This is a genomic window from Maricaulis sp. MIT060901 (assembly GCF_047123815.1).
Taxonomy (GTDB): domain Bacteria; phylum Pseudomonadota; class Alphaproteobacteria; order Caulobacterales; family Maricaulaceae; genus Maricaulis.
Genome location: NZ_CP138920.1, coordinates 2,537,641 through 2,552,877 on the forward strand (window position 1 = coordinate 2,537,641; position 15,237 = coordinate 2,552,877).

General features: G+C 60.6%; 15 protein-coding genes and 1 pseudogene. 7 read left to right on the plus strand and 9 right to left on the minus strand.

Going from position 1 to position 15,237, the window contains the following annotated elements; translation table 11 throughout:
* Positions 1–2 precede the first annotated feature (2 nt).
* Positions 3–2,792: a TonB-dependent receptor gene (locus SIC17_RS12435; protein ID WP_412545563.1), complete on the minus strand. Its 2,790-nt coding sequence runs from the start codon at positions 2,790–2,792 to the stop codon at positions 3–5.
* Positions 2,793–3,024: 232 nt separating this feature from the next.
* On the opposite strand from SIC17_RS12435, the gene SIC17_RS12440 reads away from it, so the two are divergent.
* Positions 3,025–4,047 (plus strand): phytase, encoded by a 1,023-nt coding sequence (locus SIC17_RS12440; RefSeq protein ID WP_412545564.1) that lies wholly within the window; start codon positions 3,025–3,027, stop codon positions 4,045–4,047.
* Positions 4,048–4,083: 36 nt separating this feature from the next.
* Here the strand turns inward: SIC17_RS12440 and SIC17_RS12445 are convergent, their stop codons facing one another.
* The gene (locus SIC17_RS12445; RefSeq protein WP_412545565.1) at positions 4,084–4,278 is read right to left on the minus strand and encodes a hypothetical protein; all 195 of its coding nucleotides are present in this window, start codon (positions 4,276–4,278) and stop codon (positions 4,084–4,086) included.
* Between SIC17_RS12445 and SIC17_RS12450 the strand changes: the two genes are divergently transcribed.
* Both SIC17_RS12450 and SIC17_RS12455 read left to right on the plus strand, forming a co-directional pair.
* Positions 4,271–5,149 (plus strand): helix-turn-helix transcriptional regulator, encoded by an 879-nt coding sequence (locus SIC17_RS12450; RefSeq protein WP_412545566.1) that lies wholly within the window; start codon positions 4,271–4,273, stop codon positions 5,147–5,149. The two genes, SIC17_RS12445 and SIC17_RS12450, sit on opposite strands and share 8 nt — an antisense overlap.
* 87 nt (positions 5,150–5,236) lie before the next feature.
* Positions 5,237–6,634, plus strand: coding sequence for an amidohydrolase family protein (locus SIC17_RS12455; RefSeq protein ID WP_412545567.1), 1,398 nt, complete (start codon positions 5,237–5,239; stop codon positions 6,632–6,634).
* A 51-nt stretch (positions 6,635–6,685) separates the two neighbouring features.
* Here the strand turns inward: SIC17_RS12455 and SIC17_RS12460 are convergent, their stop codons facing one another.
* From SIC17_RS12460 to SIC17_RS12475, 4 genes and pseudogenes are all read right to left on the minus strand, one after another.
* Positions 6,686–7,612 (minus strand): electron transfer flavoprotein subunit alpha/FixB family protein, encoded by a 927-nt coding sequence (locus SIC17_RS12460; protein ID WP_291892403.1) that lies wholly within the window; start codon positions 7,610–7,612, stop codon positions 6,686–6,688.
* Positions 7,612–8,360, minus strand: a pseudogene (locus SIC17_RS12465) (electron transfer flavoprotein subunit beta/FixA family protein). Before SIC17_RS12465 ends, SIC17_RS12460 begins: the two are co-directional and overlap by 1 nt.
* Positions 8,361–8,605: 245 nt before the next feature.
* A complete protein-coding gene (locus SIC17_RS12470; RefSeq protein ID WP_291892407.1) occupies positions 8,606–9,190 on the minus strand; it encodes a YceI family protein in 585 nt (194 codons plus the stop codon).
* Between the two features lie 102 nt (positions 9,191–9,292).
* Entirely contained in the window at positions 9,293–9,868 is a 576-nt protein-coding gene (locus tag SIC17_RS12475; protein ID WP_412545568.1) for a cob(I)yrinic acid a,c-diamide adenosyltransferase, read from the minus strand.
* 63 nt (positions 9,869–9,931) lie between these two features.
* On the opposite strand from SIC17_RS12475, the gene SIC17_RS12480 reads away from it, so the two are divergent.
* Positions 9,932–11,026 (plus strand): serine hydrolase domain-containing protein, encoded by a 1,095-nt coding sequence (locus SIC17_RS12480; RefSeq protein ID WP_412545569.1) that lies wholly within the window; start codon positions 9,932–9,934, stop codon positions 11,024–11,026.
* Positions 11,027–11,028: 2 nt separating this feature from the next.
* Here SIC17_RS12480 and SIC17_RS12485 read toward each other — a convergent pair whose 3' ends face one another.
* Entirely contained in the window at positions 11,029–11,286 is a 258-nt protein-coding gene (locus SIC17_RS12485) for a twin transmembrane helix small protein (protein ID WP_291892412.1), read from the minus strand.
* On the opposite strand from SIC17_RS12485, the gene SIC17_RS12490 reads away from it, so the two are divergent.
* Positions 11,285–11,770 carry a hypothetical protein gene (locus SIC17_RS12490; protein ID WP_412545570.1) on the plus strand — a complete coding sequence of 162 codons (486 nt, stop codon included), beginning with the start codon at positions 11,285–11,287 and terminating at the stop codon, positions 11,768–11,770. The two genes, SIC17_RS12485 and SIC17_RS12490, sit on opposite strands and share 2 nt — an antisense overlap.
* Positions 11,771–11,797: 27 nt before the next feature.
* On the opposite strand, the gene SIC17_RS12495 is transcribed toward SIC17_RS12490, so the two are convergent.
* Positions 11,798–12,844 (minus strand): Rieske 2Fe-2S domain-containing protein, encoded by a 1,047-nt coding sequence (locus SIC17_RS12495; RefSeq protein ID WP_412545571.1) that lies wholly within the window; start codon positions 12,842–12,844, stop codon positions 11,798–11,800.
* Positions 12,845–12,992: 148 nt separating this feature from the next.
* Here SIC17_RS12495 and SIC17_RS12500 point away from each other — a divergent pair, with 148 nt between their 5' ends.
* Positions 12,993–13,538, plus strand: a complete 546-nt coding sequence (locus SIC17_RS12500) for a hypothetical protein (protein ID WP_291892418.1) — start codon at positions 12,993–12,995, stop codon at positions 13,536–13,538.
* Here SIC17_RS12500 and gluQRS read toward each other — a convergent pair.
* On the minus strand, positions 13,535–14,371 hold the full coding sequence (gene gluQRS / locus SIC17_RS12505; RefSeq protein WP_412545572.1) for a tRNA glutamyl-Q(34) synthetase GluQRS: 837 nt from the start codon (positions 14,369–14,371) through the stop codon (positions 13,535–13,537). The genes SIC17_RS12500 and gluQRS overlap by 4 nt on opposite strands.
* Before the next feature lie 120 nt (positions 14,372–14,491).
* On the opposite strand from gluQRS, the gene SIC17_RS12510 reads away from it, so the two are divergent.
* The gene (locus tag SIC17_RS12510) at positions 14,492–15,157 is read left to right on the plus strand and encodes an alpha/beta hydrolase (RefSeq protein ID WP_412545573.1); all 666 of its coding nucleotides are present in this window, start codon (positions 14,492–14,494) and stop codon (positions 15,155–15,157) included.
* The last annotated feature ends 80 nt before the right edge of the window (positions 15,158–15,237 follow it).

Sequence of the window (15,237 nt, forward strand, 5' to 3'; positions counted from 1 at the left end):
CCTCAGTAAGTGAAGCGGAAGCCCATGACGGTGGACCAGCCGTATTTCTCAAACTGTTCGAGGCGGTCGATGCCGTCCGGGCGGGTAACCGCCACATAGGGTTCGTCGGTGACGTTCTTGATTTCGACAAAGGCCTGGACATGGTCCGTGAAGCTGTAGCGACCGGACAGGTCCAGCTGGCGGTGTTCGAGAACAAAACGGTCCTCGGTGACATCTCCGCGGATCTCGTCGAGATAGTCAGAGCGTTCGGTGACGACAGCGCGCAGATCCCACGGGCCGTTGTCATAGCCGAAGATGGCGTTCCAGACGGTTTCAGCCTGCCCCGGCAGGGTCACCACGCGGCCATCAGCCAGCGTCGCTTCACTGTCAGTCCAGGTGTAGTTGAAGCCGACCAGGAAACCGTCAACCGGCAGGAACTCATCCAGGCTGGTGTGCAGGTTGAATTCGAAACCGCTGATCTCGCCTTGCGGCAGGTTGATGTAGGTTTCGATTTCGGACACGCCCGGAACCAGGCTGTTCACGAAGGCCGGGTATTCAGCCGGATCGTCCGTGGAGAACTCACCGATGACGTTTTCCAGATCCTTGTAGAAGTATCCGAGGGACACGACGCTGTCATTGTTCGGATACCATTCGATGGCGGCGTCGAAGTTCTGGGCTTCCAGGCGTTCCAGGGACGGATTGCCCAGCTCAGCTTCATTGTCGTCATTGATGAAGATACGCGGTGCGTATTCATTCGGGTTCGGACGCTGGATCGAGGTGTAGTAACCCGCACGCAGGATCACGTTTTCAGACGCTTCGTAGCGCGCCAGAACGCTCGGCAGCACGTCGGTGTAGTCATCAGACGCGGTGACCGGCTCGATATTGCCAGAGTCTTCGTCCAGCTGATAGCCGAAGGTGGAGACATCGGTCTGCTCGACGCGGACACCACCGGTGATGCGCAGGTTCTCGATATCCCAGGAACCCATGACGTATCCGGCGAACACGTCTTCTTCCATGTTGTAGTCAGCAACCTGGCTTTCGATCGTGCTGTCGCCAGCATCGAGGACCAGCTGGTTCTGGTTGGCGAAGAAGAAGTCACGGATGGTGAACGGATTGCCCGTCACGCCGATATCGGCCAGGCCGTAATCAACTGTGCGCGGGAAATCAGCCAGGGTCAGGTCGAAGACGTCATTTTCGTCTTCCCAGATTTCCAGGTCGCCATCATATTTCTTGTCGCGATTGCGGAAGCGCAGACCAGCCTGCACGTAGCCCGGAACGCCGAACCAGTTGTTGTCACGGCGAACATTGATCTGACCGGCCCACTCGCGGTCGATGGAAATGCCGTTGGTCAGCTCGATCTTGTCGAGGCCATAATTGGACGGATCGTAGAAGGCCTGCTCATCGGTATTGAGGCCGAAACGCAGTGACGGGCGCAGCGGGTTGGCGCCATCAACGCCGAAAATCTCGCTGTTCTCGAAGCCGTTGTCGAACTCGGTGTCGATGCGGTTCGGCTCTTCCTCTTCGGAGTAGACATAGGACAGACCGAAATCGATCGTCGTGTCGCCCATGAAGTATTCGCCGCCGAAATCAGTCGCATAGATGGACTGGGTTTCCAGTCGGTCCTTGATGTCACGGTCGATGCCGAAATCGGTGGCTTCGAACACGGCCAGCGTGCCGGATGACAGATCATCGCGGAAGTCGCCGTCCTCGTACTTCACTTCCATGCGCGAGCGATATTCCTGGTCGGAAAACTCCGACGCAGTCGTGCGCAGGTGAAGGTTGAGGTTTTCCGTAGCGCGGAAATCGAAGTTCAGGTTCGCGGTCGTACGCTCACGCGTCACTTCGTAATTGCGAAGCTCCAGCTCGTTCGGGAAGTAGATGCCGTCTTCCTCGTCCCACTCGCCATCGACTTCCATGTTCTCGGAGCCGAAAACGCGTTCCTGGTAGGACAGGGAAGCCGCAACGCCGAGGCGGCCATCCATGAAGTTGTCGGCATAGTTTGCAGATGCACGCATGCCGAACTCGTCTTCCAGCGAGGAGAACAGGCCGGCGACACGGCCGCGCAGTCGCATGCCGTCAACGTTCAGGCCGCTATCGGTCTCGATCTCGACCATGCCGCCAATGCCGTCTGCGTCCATGTTCGGCAGCAGAGATTTGTGGATTACGACGCTGGACAGCGCATCAGCATCGATGACGTCCAGGCCGACCTGGCGGTCTTCCGCCTCCGGAGAGGTCAGGCGTACGCCGTTGACGGAAACCGATACGAGGTTCGGAGACGCACCACGGATTGAGACGAAGCGGCCTTCACCCTGGTCGTTGAGGACGTTGACGCCAACCGCACGGCGCGCGGCCTCGGCAACGTTCTCGTCCGGGAACTGGCCGATGGCGTCGGACGAGAGAACCGTGATCACACCGTCATTGGAACGCTGACGGGACAGGGCGGAGTTGATCGCACCACGCTGGCCGATGACCAGGATGTTTTCGCGAACCGAGACATCGTCACCCAGAGCGATGTTCTGGGTCGCCACAGCGCTGTCCGTCGGGATGGATACGGTGATGTCGCGCGTGTCAGCACCGACATAGGAGACGCGCAGCGTGTACTGGCCGGCCGGCAGGCCAGCGATGCGGAATTCGCCATCACGACCAGCCGTAGCGGTCTGGCCGGTTTCGACCACGCGAATGGTGGCGCCGTTCAGACCAACCGTTTCAGATGCGTCGGTCACACGACCGGATACGCCGCCCGCGAGTGCGGAAGCAGCAGTGGCAAGCGCCAGCACGGATGCCGTGCCAAGCATGGAGAGTGATTTTCTCATTGGGACCCCCAAAATCGGATAACAATCACCGCACCCGAGCCGGGCGAAGTTGGGGGTCTATTGATCGTCTTGCATGACACGCCGATGGCATTTGCGTCTCGATTGGGTGACAGATCAATATCACTTTCGTGACGCGGCATACTTGCATCAAATCGTCATAAAAATGTCGCCATATCAGTCATTTAATTCTTTCGCTCCGAGTGTTATGGCGGGCGCAGACAGGAGGGATGTCATGCGTCTGTTAGCGATTTTTGGACTGGGATTTCTGGCCGCTTGCAGCGGTGCGCCGGCGGTTGAGATCACCGCGGTTCGCGAAACTGTCGCCGTCGCCTCGAGCGGCGATGCGGCAGATGATCCGACGATATGGCTAGCGCCCGACCCGCTCGACAGCCTGGTCCTGGGCACGGACAAACAGGCTGGCCTTTACGCCTATAATCTTGATGGCAGCATCGCGCAGCATATTCCGGCGGGACGCGTGAACAATGTTGATCTGCGATATGATTTCGCACTTCCGGGACCACGCCGGGATATCGCGGTGGCGTCTGACCGCACCAATATCGGTCTCGCTGTCTTTCTGATCGACCCGGAAACGCGCCATGTCGAGGCCTGGCCGACCATTCCGGTCGCTGATGTCGCGGACCCTTATGGTGCCTGTCTCTATCAGAGCGAGAGCGGCGCGCTCTACGCTTTTCTGACAGACAAGGAGCCGGGTACGGTGGTGCAGCTTCTGCTGCGGTATGAGGGTGAGGGCGTGATTTCGGGCACCGAGGTCCGCCGTTTCGCGACGGGCTCCACGACGGAGGGCTGTGTCGCTGATGACCGGACCGGGCGCCTCTACATCGCCGAGGAGAACGTTGCGCTCTGGAGCATTGGCGCGGAACCGGATGCGGGTACCGAACTGACCCATTTCGCTGATGTGGACGGACGTTTCCTTGTCGCGGATGCCGAGGGCGTCGCGATTATTCCGCGCGGCGATGCCGGTGGCTGGCTAATTGTCTCCAGCCAGGGTGACAGCCGCTATGTGACCTATGACCTCGACACCGGCGAGCCGGCCCTGCGCTTTGCAGTCGTGGATGGCGCGCTCGATGGCACTTCCCACACAGATGGATTGGACGTCTTTCCCCTCCCGCTCGGCCCGGAGTTCCCGGAAGGCGTATTTGTCGTCCAGGATGATGAGGAAGACAGCGGCGGTCAGAATTTCAAGCTGATTGACCTGCGCGACATTCGCGCTGCTTTGTCCACCGCCGAGGAATAACTCTCGGGGCTTTAGCAGTTGGCCGGGGTACGCTAGTCATCGGGGATGTTTCTTGCTCCGGCCAATCTCTTCCAGATCGCCATTGCTGCAATTGCGCTTATCGGTGTGGTTCTGACTATCGGTCGACCGCGCCTGCACGCGGCGACCGCAATGATGAGCATGGCCACCCTGTGGATGTTGTTCAATCTCGCGGAAGAAATCGCTCGGCACGCGCGAGATCTGGTTGGTCACGCCAGCTTTCCGGCTCGCCTACCCCGCGCTGTTCTACCTGCTCGTGCGCGGGCTGGTATTCTCGGGTGCATCCCTGCGAAAATCAGACTGGCCGCATTTCCTGCCTTTCGTGTTGGGGCTTGCGTTGACGCCACAGGTCTGGCTGGTTGAGCATGCAGCGCGGTTCAGCCTGGTCGTTTATTCCCTGGCGGCCATCTGGCTGTTGCATCGTTATCACCGGACCAACCAGAACCGTCGGTCGGACGCTGAAACCATTCAATTGCGCAGGATTTATGTGGTGATCGCCGTCTTCGTCCTCGACGCGATCTTTGACGTTACGCGCATGGATGCGCGCTGGCTGCACGCGGACTGGCCCTGGCTGGCGTCCTCCTCTGCGTATCTGGTGCAGCTTGGCATCTCCTTCCTGCTGACCGTTGTGACCATCGTCTTTGCCGTGCGCCGGGCGGACGTGTTTGACGGATTGCAGCCGGGAGGGCTGGCGCCGCTGGCGGACGTGTCACCTTCTAGCGGGCCGGTGCCGGACGATGTTTTCGGGCGCATCGAGCGCGTGGTTCGGGCCCAGCACCTGCATACCGAACCCCGATTGACCCGTGCAGAACTTGCCGAGGCCGCAGACCTGCCGGAGCGCCAGGTTTCACAGGCAATCCGAGCCGCCACAGGGCGGAACTTCAATGATTTCATCAACAATCTGCGTATCGAGGATGTGCAGGCCATGATGCGCGAGGATGCGCGCTCAGGTGAGAGGCGCAGGATTCTCGATCTCGCCTATACGGCCGGTTTCAGCTCCAAATCCGTCTTCAATGATGTCTTCAAGCGCGAGACAGGCATGACCCCGTCAGCCTTCTCGGACAGCCTGTCCGGCAAGGTGTGACGAATTCCGGACATCCGGATTCCGGATCCCGGACGACAGGACGGCCCCTCTATTGGATATCGGACCTCCATCAGAGTGGAGTGCCAGATGTTTTCCCCCCGTATCGTGTTTGTTGTCCTGACGAGTGTTCTTCTGCTTGTTGCCTGCGGCTTTCCAGCAGCCCTGAAGCCGGCGCGAGAAACGCCTGGTGCTTATCTGATCGAAAATGCGGCTGTGTTGGATGTCGACACCGGCGAGATCGCTGTTGACCGATTCATCTACGTGGAAGACGGTATTATCCGGCACGTGGGCCACGAACGTCCGGAGGCCGTGGCGGCAGGCGCGGCTCGCATCGATGTATCAGGCGCTGTCGTTCTGCCGGGCCTGATCGACATGCATGTGCATGTTTTCGATGAGGCGGACCTGGCGGCGAACCTGGCATACGGGGTTACGACCATTCGCAATCTCGGTGGCATGCCCTTTCATTTTCCGATGGCGCAACAGATCGAACAGGGGCGGTTGCTCGGGCCGCGCCTGATCACAACGGGTACGATCCTGAATGAACGGGACGGGCGTAACACCAACGACCTGCAGACCCTCGTGGCCGGGGCGGATCGGGCACGCGCCGCGGTTCGTCGCCAGTACCGCGCGGGCTTCCGGCACCTCAAGGTCTATTCGAATCTGTCCCGTGAGAGCCTAGCCGCGATCCTGGACGAGGCGGCTCAGCTAGGCATGACCGTGTCGGGACACCCGGTCGAGGGAACAGAGGCAGATCCGCTGGAAATGGCCGACACCCTGGCGGGTGGCTTCACGACAATCGAGCATGCCGAATCCATCGTCTGGTTCGGCTTGAGTGACAACACCGACCCGGCCATGGCGAGGGCGCTGGCACAGCAGATGGCGGCCGCAAATTCCCGCGTCACTCCGACCTTGATCGTGCATCACAATCTGGCGCGGATTGTCGAAACGGACGGTGCGCATGTGACGCGTCCGGACATGCACAGTTTCAGCCCCGTGATGCAGGGGTTCGAGCAGGGCAGGTATGATTACTGGGCCAGCTATCCGCACGATGATCGTACCCGCATGCAGGCCTTCTATGTCGAGATGACCGGTTACATGCACGAGGCGGGTGTCGAGCTGGTCGTTGGTACTGATGCTGGCGTGATGGTGACCCCGCACGGCGTCTCTGTTTCCGAGGAAATCGAACTGCTGGTTGATGCCGGATTGAGCCCACTTGAAGCCCTGCAGGCTGCCACGCTGAACTCGGCGGGAGCGCTGGGCATGGCCGACCGGATCGGGCGTGTGGAGGCCGGGTATGCGTCAGACCTGCTGATAGTGCAGGGCAACCCGCTGGAGGATTTCGCGGTATTGCGTCGGCCTGTCGGCGTGATGCGCGGGCAGCGCTGGTTGGACGCGGAGGACTTGGCGCAGTTACAGGTCGTGTCCTCGAACCCGGCGGAGTTCAGGACCTGGCGCCGTGTTATCGGACACGTCCTGACCCGCTGACAAAAAAGCCCGGCCATTGGGCCGGGCTTTCTTGTTCGGGTTGGCCAGCGCCTAGAGCGCTTCTTCCAGTTCCGGCAGGGCGGTAAAGAGGTCCGCGACCAGGCCGTAATCGGCGACCTGGAAAATCGGGGCTTCCTCGTCCTTGTTGATGGCCACGATGACCTTGGAGTCCTTCATGCCGGCCAGGTGCTGGATGGCACCGGAAATACCAACGGCGATGTAGAGTTCCGGCGCGACGACCTTGCCGGTCTGGCCGACCTGGTAATCGTTCGGGACGAAGCCAGCATCAACCGCGGCGCGCGAGGCACCGACCGCAGCGCCGAGCTTGTCGGCGATGGTGTCGAGCAGGTGGAAATTGTCGCCGGACTGCATGCCGCGACCGCCGGAGATGACGATCTTGGCGGAGGTCAGTTCCGGGCGATCAGACTTGGACAACTCTTCCGAGACGAATTCGGATTTGAACGGGCCGGACGCGGCGCCGATATCATCCATCTCCGCAGAGCCACCATCACCGGCCTTTTCAAAGGTCGTCGGGCGAACCGTGATGACTTTCTTGGCGTCGGTGGACTTCACGGTCATCATCGCATTGCCGGCATAGACCGGGCGCACGAATGTGTCCGGACCTTCAACGGCGGTGATGTCGGAAATCTGCATCACATCCAGCTTGGCAGCGACGCGCGGCATGAAGTTCTTGCCGGTCGTGGTCGCGGCCGCGAGGACGGCATCGTATTCGTCCATGAGTGGCGTAACGAGGGCTTCCAGCGCTTCCGCGGTCGGCTTGGCAAAGCCATCAGCTTCGGCGTGCAGGACCTTGGCAACACCGTCCAGCTTGGCTGCAGCGTCGGCAACGGCCTGTGCACCGGAACCGGCAACAAGAACGTGCACATCGCCACCCAGGCCCTTGGCCGCGGTGACAACGGCGCGCGTTGCATCGTTCAGGGCCGCGTTATCGTGTTCGGCAATAACAAGAACAGCCATTAGATAACCCCCGCTTCGTCTTTGAGTTTCGCGACCAGCTCGGCCACGCTTTCAACCTTGATACCGGCTTCGCGTTTCGGCGGCTCGGTGACCTTGAGGACTTCCAGGCGCGGGCGGTGTCGACGCCGTAATCGGCCGGAGCCTTGGTGTCGATCGGCTTGCGCTTGGCTTTCATGATGTTCGGCAGGGACGCGTAACGCGGTTCGTTCAGGCGCAGGTCCGTGGTGATCACGGCTGGCAGCTGAAGCGCAACGGTCTGCAGGCCGCCATCAACTTCGCGGGTGACATTGGCCTTGCCGTCAGTGATGGCAACTTCAGAGGCGAACGTGCCCTGCGGCCAGTCCAGCAGTGCGGCGAGCATCTGGCCGGTCTGGTTACTGTCGTCATCGATGGCCTGTTTGCCGAGCAGGACGATATCCGGGTTTTCCTCGTCAGTGATGGCCTTGAGGATCTTGGCCACGGCCAGCGGTTCTACCGTGTCGTCGGTCTGCACCAGAATGCCGCGATCAGCGCCCATGGCGAGCGCGGTGCGGATGGTTTCCTGGGCCTGGGCCGGTCCAATGGACACGGCGATGATTTCGGTGGCGACGCCCTTTTCCTTCAGGCGGATCGCTTCTTCGACAGCGATCTCGCAGAAAGGGTTCATGGACATCTTTACGTTCGCGAGGTCGACACCCGTCTGATCGGGCTTGACGCGGACCTTCACGTTGTAATCGACGACCCGTTTGACGGGGACGAGAATTTTCATGCTGGGGCTCCGGCTGGCCGCGCGCGAGAGGTTGCGCGCCTACAAGAATAGGGGGCGAAATTGCCTTTGCCAGTGGGGGAAGTCAATGCTTGCTATCTTTTACGTTGACGTAAACTGCAACCCGGTCGGTTCGCGTCCTTTCAGGCGACTAAACTTCCTTGCAATTTCCAAGGGTTGACGTGGCAAAAAACAAGGCGCGCCAAATCGACGCGCCTTGCTGAGATGCAGGTCGTGTTTGTGACAGCCTATTCGCTGGCTTCGACCTCGGTTGAGATGAAAATCTCGATTTCGTCGGAAATATAGGGGACGGCAAAACCCATGTCCCAGGTCGAGCGCACCAGGGTGCCTGTCGCGGTAAAGCCGTGTTTGGCGCGGCCGTCGCGGGTTTCGCCTGAGCCATTGAAAACGACATCGAGCGTGACCGGATGTGTCTGGCCATTCATGGTCAGGTCGCCGGTCATCGTCCCGGTCCGGTTATCCGCGCTGTCAAAGCCGGTGGCAATGAAATGCACGGTCGGATTGGTCTCGACTTCAAAGAAATCACCGCTGCTTAGATGGCCGATAAAGCGGTCCTGGTTGGCGCCCGCCCACATGCCGTCGGCGAGGGTGAAGGTGACCTCCACGGCGGAGTTTGCCGGCTCCTCCAGATCCAGCACCAGCGTGCCGTCATAATTGGTCAGCTCCAGCGACATGGTCGACATACCCTGGTGCAGCCAGGAACCGCGGACAACAGTGTGGCTCTTGTCGAATTCATATTCAACTGGCGCCGCAAGCGCCGGTGCGGTGAGGGCAGTCAGGACTGCTGCCGAGGTGAGCAGGAAGCGGGTCATCAAATCACTCCAGAATAGAAAATTTGGCCAAAAGATAATGGCTTTTGCCTGCGGATCGAGTCCGGATCAGGCAAGGGAGTTTTTCCTCGGCGGAAAAAGCGTCTAGCGCTTGCCGCCCGGAACCCACAAAACATCTGCCTTGCCACCGTCATTGGCCGTGCGTGCGATGACGAAGAGCAGGTCTGAAAGCCGGTTGAGATAGCGCATCACATGGGCGTTAATATTGGTGCCGTCCGCGATCAGCCTCGCGACCTTGCGTTCCGCACGCCGACAAACCGTGCGCGCGACGTGCAGGCGGGCCGAGGCCTCGCTGCCCGCGGGCAGGATGAAGGAATTCAGGGGTTCAAGGCGCTCATTGAGCCTGTCGATATGCTGCTCCAACGCATCAATCTGCTCGGGTTTGATGCGCAATGGTTCCCACTCGCGCGGCTCGTCGCTCTCGGGGACACACAGGTCCGCACCAAGGTCGAACAGGTCGTTCTGGACAGCGGAAAGGATCCGGTCGAGTTCATTACCGTCAGCGAGGGCGCTTCGGGCGAGGCCGATAGCGGAATTCGTCTCGTCCACATCCCCGTAGGCATCCACGCGCGGATCGTGTTTGTCTGTCTCGGACATGTCGCCGAGCCTTGTCCGTCCGGCATCACCGGTGCGGGTATAGATTTTTGTCAGGCGTACCATGTCGCCTCTCTAGCCTGATCCGTTATCCGGCGCGAGAGGGGAGACAAGCGATGGGAGAAAAACATGCGTCATATCCTGGCGGGGCTGATGTTCATGGTCGGCACGGGCAGCGCCTGGAGCCAGTCCGGCGAGCTCGCAGAGCTCGCAGCCCAGACGCTGGAGGCCAGCGGAGCACCGGCTGTCGGGGTCCTGCGCCTTGATGATGGTGAACACGCGATCGGCGTTGCAGGTCTGCGCGCCTTCCGGGGTGACGTCCGGGTCAGCGAGGATGATTTCTGGCATATGGGGTCCAACACCAAGGCGATGACTGCCATCCTGGTGGCGCGCCTGGTCGAACGTGGCGTGATCAGCTGGGACGACACGGTCACTCAGCATCTGGGGGCACATATCGAGGCTATCGACGCCAGTTACGGCGAGGTCACGTTTCTGCACCTGTTAAGCCATCGTTCCGGTCTGCGGGCCAATGTGAACAATGTCGACATGATCCGTTTTGGTGTTCGCGGTGCCTCTGACAAGCCGATCACTGAACAGCGCCTGGACTATGCGCGGCGTGTGCTCACCGAAACGCCGCAGGGCGCCGCTGAAACGGATTTCCTCTATTCCAACGCTGGTTATGTCGTTGTTGGCGCCATGCTGGAGGCCGTGACCGGTGAGAGCTGGGAAAGTCTCATGCACCGCGAGGTGTTCGAGCCGCTGGGGCTGGAGAGTGCGGGATTTGGCGCGCCAGGGTCACCTGAGGCGGTGGATCAGCCGCGCGGTCATCGGGGGGGCATGTTCGGCGGGCTGAATGCTGTGGAGCCGGGACCTGCAGCGGACAACCCGCCGGTTCTGGGACCCGCGGGCACGGCGCATATGAGCTTGGCTGACCTGGCCGACTATCTCGACCTGGTCATGGCCGGCATGCGCGGTGAGGACAGCGATTTCCTGTCAGTCCAGAGCTGGCAACGCATCGCGACACCCCCCTATGGCGGTGACTATGCCCTGGGCTGGGGCGTGCAGGGCGGACAGCGCCTGCATGCCGGGTCCAACACGATGTGGTTCGTCCAGATCGTCATTGAGCCGGAAACGGGCAGCGGTGCGGTCGTGGCGTTCAATGATGGACGTATCAACCGCCTGCAACCTGCCATGGTCGATGCCGTGCGCTCGCTGATGGAATAAAATCAGCCGCCGAATTGTTCCTTGGCAAAGTACAGCGCCACAATGATCAGGATGGCGGCAAACTGCAGCACCACACGCAGGCGCATCAACTTGTTCGAGCGCGAACGGGATTTCTCGTCACTCTTGTACAGATTGACGATGCCGAAGATGAGTACGCCGACGACCGCAGCCATGGCGACGTAGAGAAGGATGTTGAGAAATTCGACCATGCGGGGGATATAGACAGCAGCGTGCGGCGCGTCCATGCGACGTTTGCGCATGAAGTGGGAAAATCCCGGGGTAGATGCCATGTTTTTCGAATTGGCCCTGGCACAGGATGCCGTGGACTGCCGAGGGCAATCCGAAGCCGATTTGCGCGCGGCGCATGCGGCCGTGCTCGAGCACCACATCAATGATGATGTCGAGGCCTGGCTGTCCGGCGAGCGCGAAGTCTTCATGGTCTCGACAGCGGGAAGCCTGTTTGCGACACGATCGGAAGGTCGCCGCGCGCGTCGTGAAGCCTATCTCGGTTCGACCGATTTCCAGGTCTATCATGACATGGTCAACCCGGTGGTCGCGGTCTCCGACGATTGCACCATGGGCTGGGTCATCGTGCAGGTCGAGGCGCGCGGTATAACGACCCAATCCGGCGAGGAACAGGCCTTCGCCTTCCAGTCCAGCTGGGTTGAGCTCTATCGCCGGATCGAGGGTGAGTGGCGAGCAGTCGGCAATGTGTCGAACTTTGCGCCACAGGCTGCGGAGTAATCCTCCTGGCCCTGAAGGGGCAGGGGGCTAGCTCCGCCAGCGCAGCGTCGCGGGTTTGACCGGGTTCTTGAATGCCTCGCCGGTTTCGCGGTGTTTGCTCCAGGCTCGCTTGAGGGCGAAATACCATTTCGCCTGTACGTCGCTGTCGTGGATCAGCATCAGCTTGGGATCATAGGCCAGGCCAACCTGCTGGGCGTTTACCGCATCGCGATCCTGGCCAACAAATGTTTCTACGCCTTTGCGCAGGAGTGCCTTGGGCACCACGTTCAGAAGCGGATGGTTCCAGTAGACCACGATGGTGATCGCGGTGGAGTTCTCATTGGTCGGCGTCACTGCCGTGAAACCCGTGAAGTGCTTTCCATCCGCCTTGACGTATTCGGTTCGCAGGCCAGGCAGCTGGAAGCGGATCTCTGTTGACCGGTCGTTGCCCAGATATTTGTAGAGGAAGGAATTGGACGAGGGGGTGTGCGGCAGCATGGAAAAGCCGCGCTCGACCGGGCCGAACTGTTTTTCCTTTTCCTTCACCGACTTGGCCGTGCGCCACCACCACTGGCGGTGGATATAGGGGATGTGCGCCGGGTCCATCAGGCCAATGACGGCATGGTCGACATGGCAGTTGAAAACATCCCGCACGACCATGCGCGGCTCGGCATCCTCCGGAAGATCCAGCTTTGGTGGATCGATGACCGGTTCGGCATCGCCATCCTCGGCGTAATAGATCCAGATCAGGCCCTGGTCCTCATGTACCGGGAACGAGCGCGTCCTGATCTTGGTCAGGTCCATGGCGTCCGCCTGGTCACCCGTCAGGGACGGGATCGCGGCACAGGAGCCATCGGTGCGGAAACGCCAGCCATGATAGGGGCATTCGACCTGGGTCTCGCCATCATGGTTCTGAACCTCGCCCTCCGACAACAGGATACCACGGTGCGGGCAGATATCCTTGAGCGCATAGGCGCGCCCCTGGTGATCGCGGCCGAACAGGATGGGCTGGCCGAGCAGCTCGCGGTGGAGATGCTGGCCCGGTTTGAGCTCGCTCGAAAGCGCCCCGAAATACCAAAGGTCTCGCAAGAACATGGGCCAACTCTTTAGCAGATGCGGTGTATTTGCCTAGCATTCAATCCATGCGGCAAATTGACGATTAAAGCCTCACTTTCTTGTCACATGACAGGGCGCTCGAATTCGCTAGACTGGCCAGGTTGGGGGGCGCTGCAAGGGCGCCAGAATGAGAATACGATACGGATTGTCCGGAATTCTGACGGCTGCGCTTGTTGCGGGCTGTACGGATTCGACCGTTCCCAGCCTCCCCGAAGAGCGTCTGCCGAGCGGCGCTCTGGCAGCATTGCAGCAACATGTCCGGTATATCGGTGGCGGAGACCTGAGTTGTGACCGGCAGGTCCTTGCCGACGCACCTCATGTCATCAATGACATCAATTCTGACGGTAGACCTGACTTTGCGATCGATACCCGCAATCTGAGTTGCACATCTCGCGAGGGCAATGTGCCCGATGCCTATTTCTGCGGCCTTTATGTCTGCGGGTATCCACTCCTGGTTTCGAATGCGGAGGGGTGGGAAGTCGTGCAAATGATGGCAGGCAACGAGATCGAGGCGATGCAGTATTACCGGGAGCCGCGTTTCCGAGTGCGCCAGGTCAACCTGTCCGATCCCTCACGCAGAACCGTCCTGGTCCGTGAATACGCCTGGCGGGAGGGGCGATTGCAAAGGGTCATGGAGCGCACTGAAGAGCCTCAAAGAATGGCCGGGCGCTAGGTGCGGAAACCATCGAGCACGTGTTGAGCTGACAGTCCGTCGCTTCGCATGGCGTTCAGCGTCGCTGCCCGGTCGCGCTTGGCAAAGCGTTTGCCGCTTTCATCCAGAAGCAGCCGATGGTGCTGGTAGCTGGGGGTCGGCAGATCCAGCACGGTCTGCAACAGCACGTGCAGCGGGGTGACGTCCTTGAGGTCTTCGCCGCGGATTACATGGGTCACGTCCTGCAGTGCATCATCATGCACGACGGCGATGTGATAGCTGGTCCCGACATCCTTGCGCGCCAGGATGACATCACCCAGCGGCAATGGATCAGCGGCCTGATCGCCGTGGTCGAGATCATGGAACATCATCCGATCGAACCCGCCTCCCAGGTGGTCGCGGCAGCGATCCAGGGATAATCGCCAGGCAAAGGCCTCGCCGCGTTCAACACGCTCGGCTTCCTCTTCCTCGCTGACAGGCTCGCCCGGGCCGCGATAGACATCTCCAACGCCGTGCGGGGCGCGGGCGATTTCTTCCAGGATTTCCTTGCGGGTCTTGAAGCAGCGATAGACGAGGTCTTTTGCTCGCAGCGTTTCCAACACACCGGCATAGTCGGCGAAATGGTCGCTCTGGCGACGCACAGGCAGCGGCCAGTCCAGTCCCAGCCAGATCAGGTCGTCAAAGATGGACTGCTCGAATTCACGTTTGCAACGCGTCGTGTCGATATCCTCGATACGCAGGATGAACGCGCCGCTGGCCGATTGCGCTGCCTGCCAGGCCGTCCACGCAGAGAAGGCGTGTCCCAGATGCAGATGCCCGGACGGAGAGGGCGCGAAGCGCGTGCGGAAAGTCATGCTTCCTCAAAACGCCGCTTCGGCGGGTGGGGTCAAGTCAGTGCAGGACTGCTGCGCCGGGGGCGTTGACTTCTCACACGCCGAAAGGTCCTCTCCCGGCTCAGCCTGAAGGAGTTTCCCATGCCGACAGCGATTGATGGACCGCGCCTGGCGCCGCGTGATGGCCAGCCGCCGCGCAAGCTTGTCATCCTGTTGCATGGCTATGGTTCCAATGGCGATGATCTGATCGGTCTCGCCCAGCACTGGGCGCCGCACCTGCCGCATGTGCAATGGGTCTCGCCCAATGCACCGGATCCGGTTCCTGGTGCTCCGAATGGCTATCAGTGGTTCCCCATCTCCCAGCTCGATCCGGAGCGTATCCAGCGCGGCGCTGAAGAGGCGGCTCCGATCGTGGATAGCTTCATCAGCCAGGAGCTGGCGCGATACCGTCTCCAGCCTCAGGACCTGGTCCTGTGCGGCTTTTCCCAGGGCTGTATGCTGTCGCTGCATTCCGGTCTGCGCCGCGAACAGCAGGTCGGTGGTATTCTCGGTTTCTCCGGTGCCCTGCCGGGCGGGGAGAAGCTGAAAGACGAAATGAGGACCAAGCCGCCGATCATGTTGGTGCATGGGGATCGCGACGACGTTCTGCCGCTGCCCTTCATGCTGGATGCGGCGCAGGCGATCTGTGCAGCCGGGCATGGAGCGGAGTTTCACATCTCGCAGGGCGTGCCGCACTCGATCGGGCCGGACGGGCTGGATCTGGGACTGGATTTCCTCAAATCCGTCTTCGCCGGGCGTTACATCTAGGCCACACCGAATCGGTGACATCGAATATTCCCGGGACAGTCATGTGACTGTCACGCGAACACCTGTAGTCCTATTGAGAG

Bases quoted from the DNA above. Each gene is read 5' to 3' on its own strand.
- SIC17_RS12435 (WP_412545563.1), bottom strand. From the start codon at position 2,792: ATGAGAAAATCACTCTCCATGCTTGGCACGGCATCCGTGCTGGCGCTT.
- SIC17_RS12440 (WP_412545564.1), top strand. From the start codon at position 3,025: ATGCGTCTGTTAGCGATTTTTGGACTGGGATTTCTGGCCGCTTGCAGC.
- SIC17_RS12455 (WP_412545567.1), top strand. From the start codon at position 5,237: ATGTTTTCCCCCCGTATCGTGTTTGTTGTCCTGACGAGTGTTCTTCTG.
- SIC17_RS12460 (WP_291892403.1), bottom strand. From the start codon at position 7,612: ATGGCTGTTCTTGTTATTGCCGAACACGATAACGCGGCCCTGAACGAT.
- SIC17_RS12470 (WP_291892407.1), bottom strand. From the start codon at position 9,190: ATGACCCGCTTCCTGCTCACCTCGGCAGCAGTCCTGACTGCCCTCACC.
- SIC17_RS12475 (WP_412545568.1), bottom strand. From the start codon at position 9,868: ATGGTACGCCTGACAAAAATCTATACCCGCACCGGTGATGCCGGACGG.
- SIC17_RS12480 (WP_412545569.1), top strand. From the start codon at position 9,932: ATGCGTCATATCCTGGCGGGGCTGATGTTCATGGTCGGCACGGGCAGC.
- SIC17_RS12490 (WP_412545570.1), top strand. From the start codon at position 11,285: ATGAAGTGGGAAAATCCCGGGGTAGATGCCATGTTTTTCGAATTGGCC.
- SIC17_RS12485 (WP_291892412.1), bottom strand. From the start codon at position 11,286: ATGCGCAAACGTCGCATGGACGCGCCGCACGCTGCTGTCTATATCCCC.
- SIC17_RS12495 (WP_412545571.1), bottom strand. From the start codon at position 12,844: ATGTTCTTGCGAGACCTTTGGTATTTCGGGGCGCTTTCGAGCGAGCTC.
- SIC17_RS12500 (WP_291892418.1), top strand. From the start codon at position 12,993: ATGAGAATACGATACGGATTGTCCGGAATTCTGACGGCTGCGCTTGTT.
- gluQRS (WP_412545572.1), bottom strand. From the start codon at position 14,371: ATGACTTTCCGCACGCGCTTCGCGCCCTCTCCGTCCGGGCATCTGCAT.
- SIC17_RS12510 (WP_412545573.1), top strand. From the start codon at position 14,492: ATGCCGACAGCGATTGATGGACCGCGCCTGGCGCCGCGTGATGGCCAG.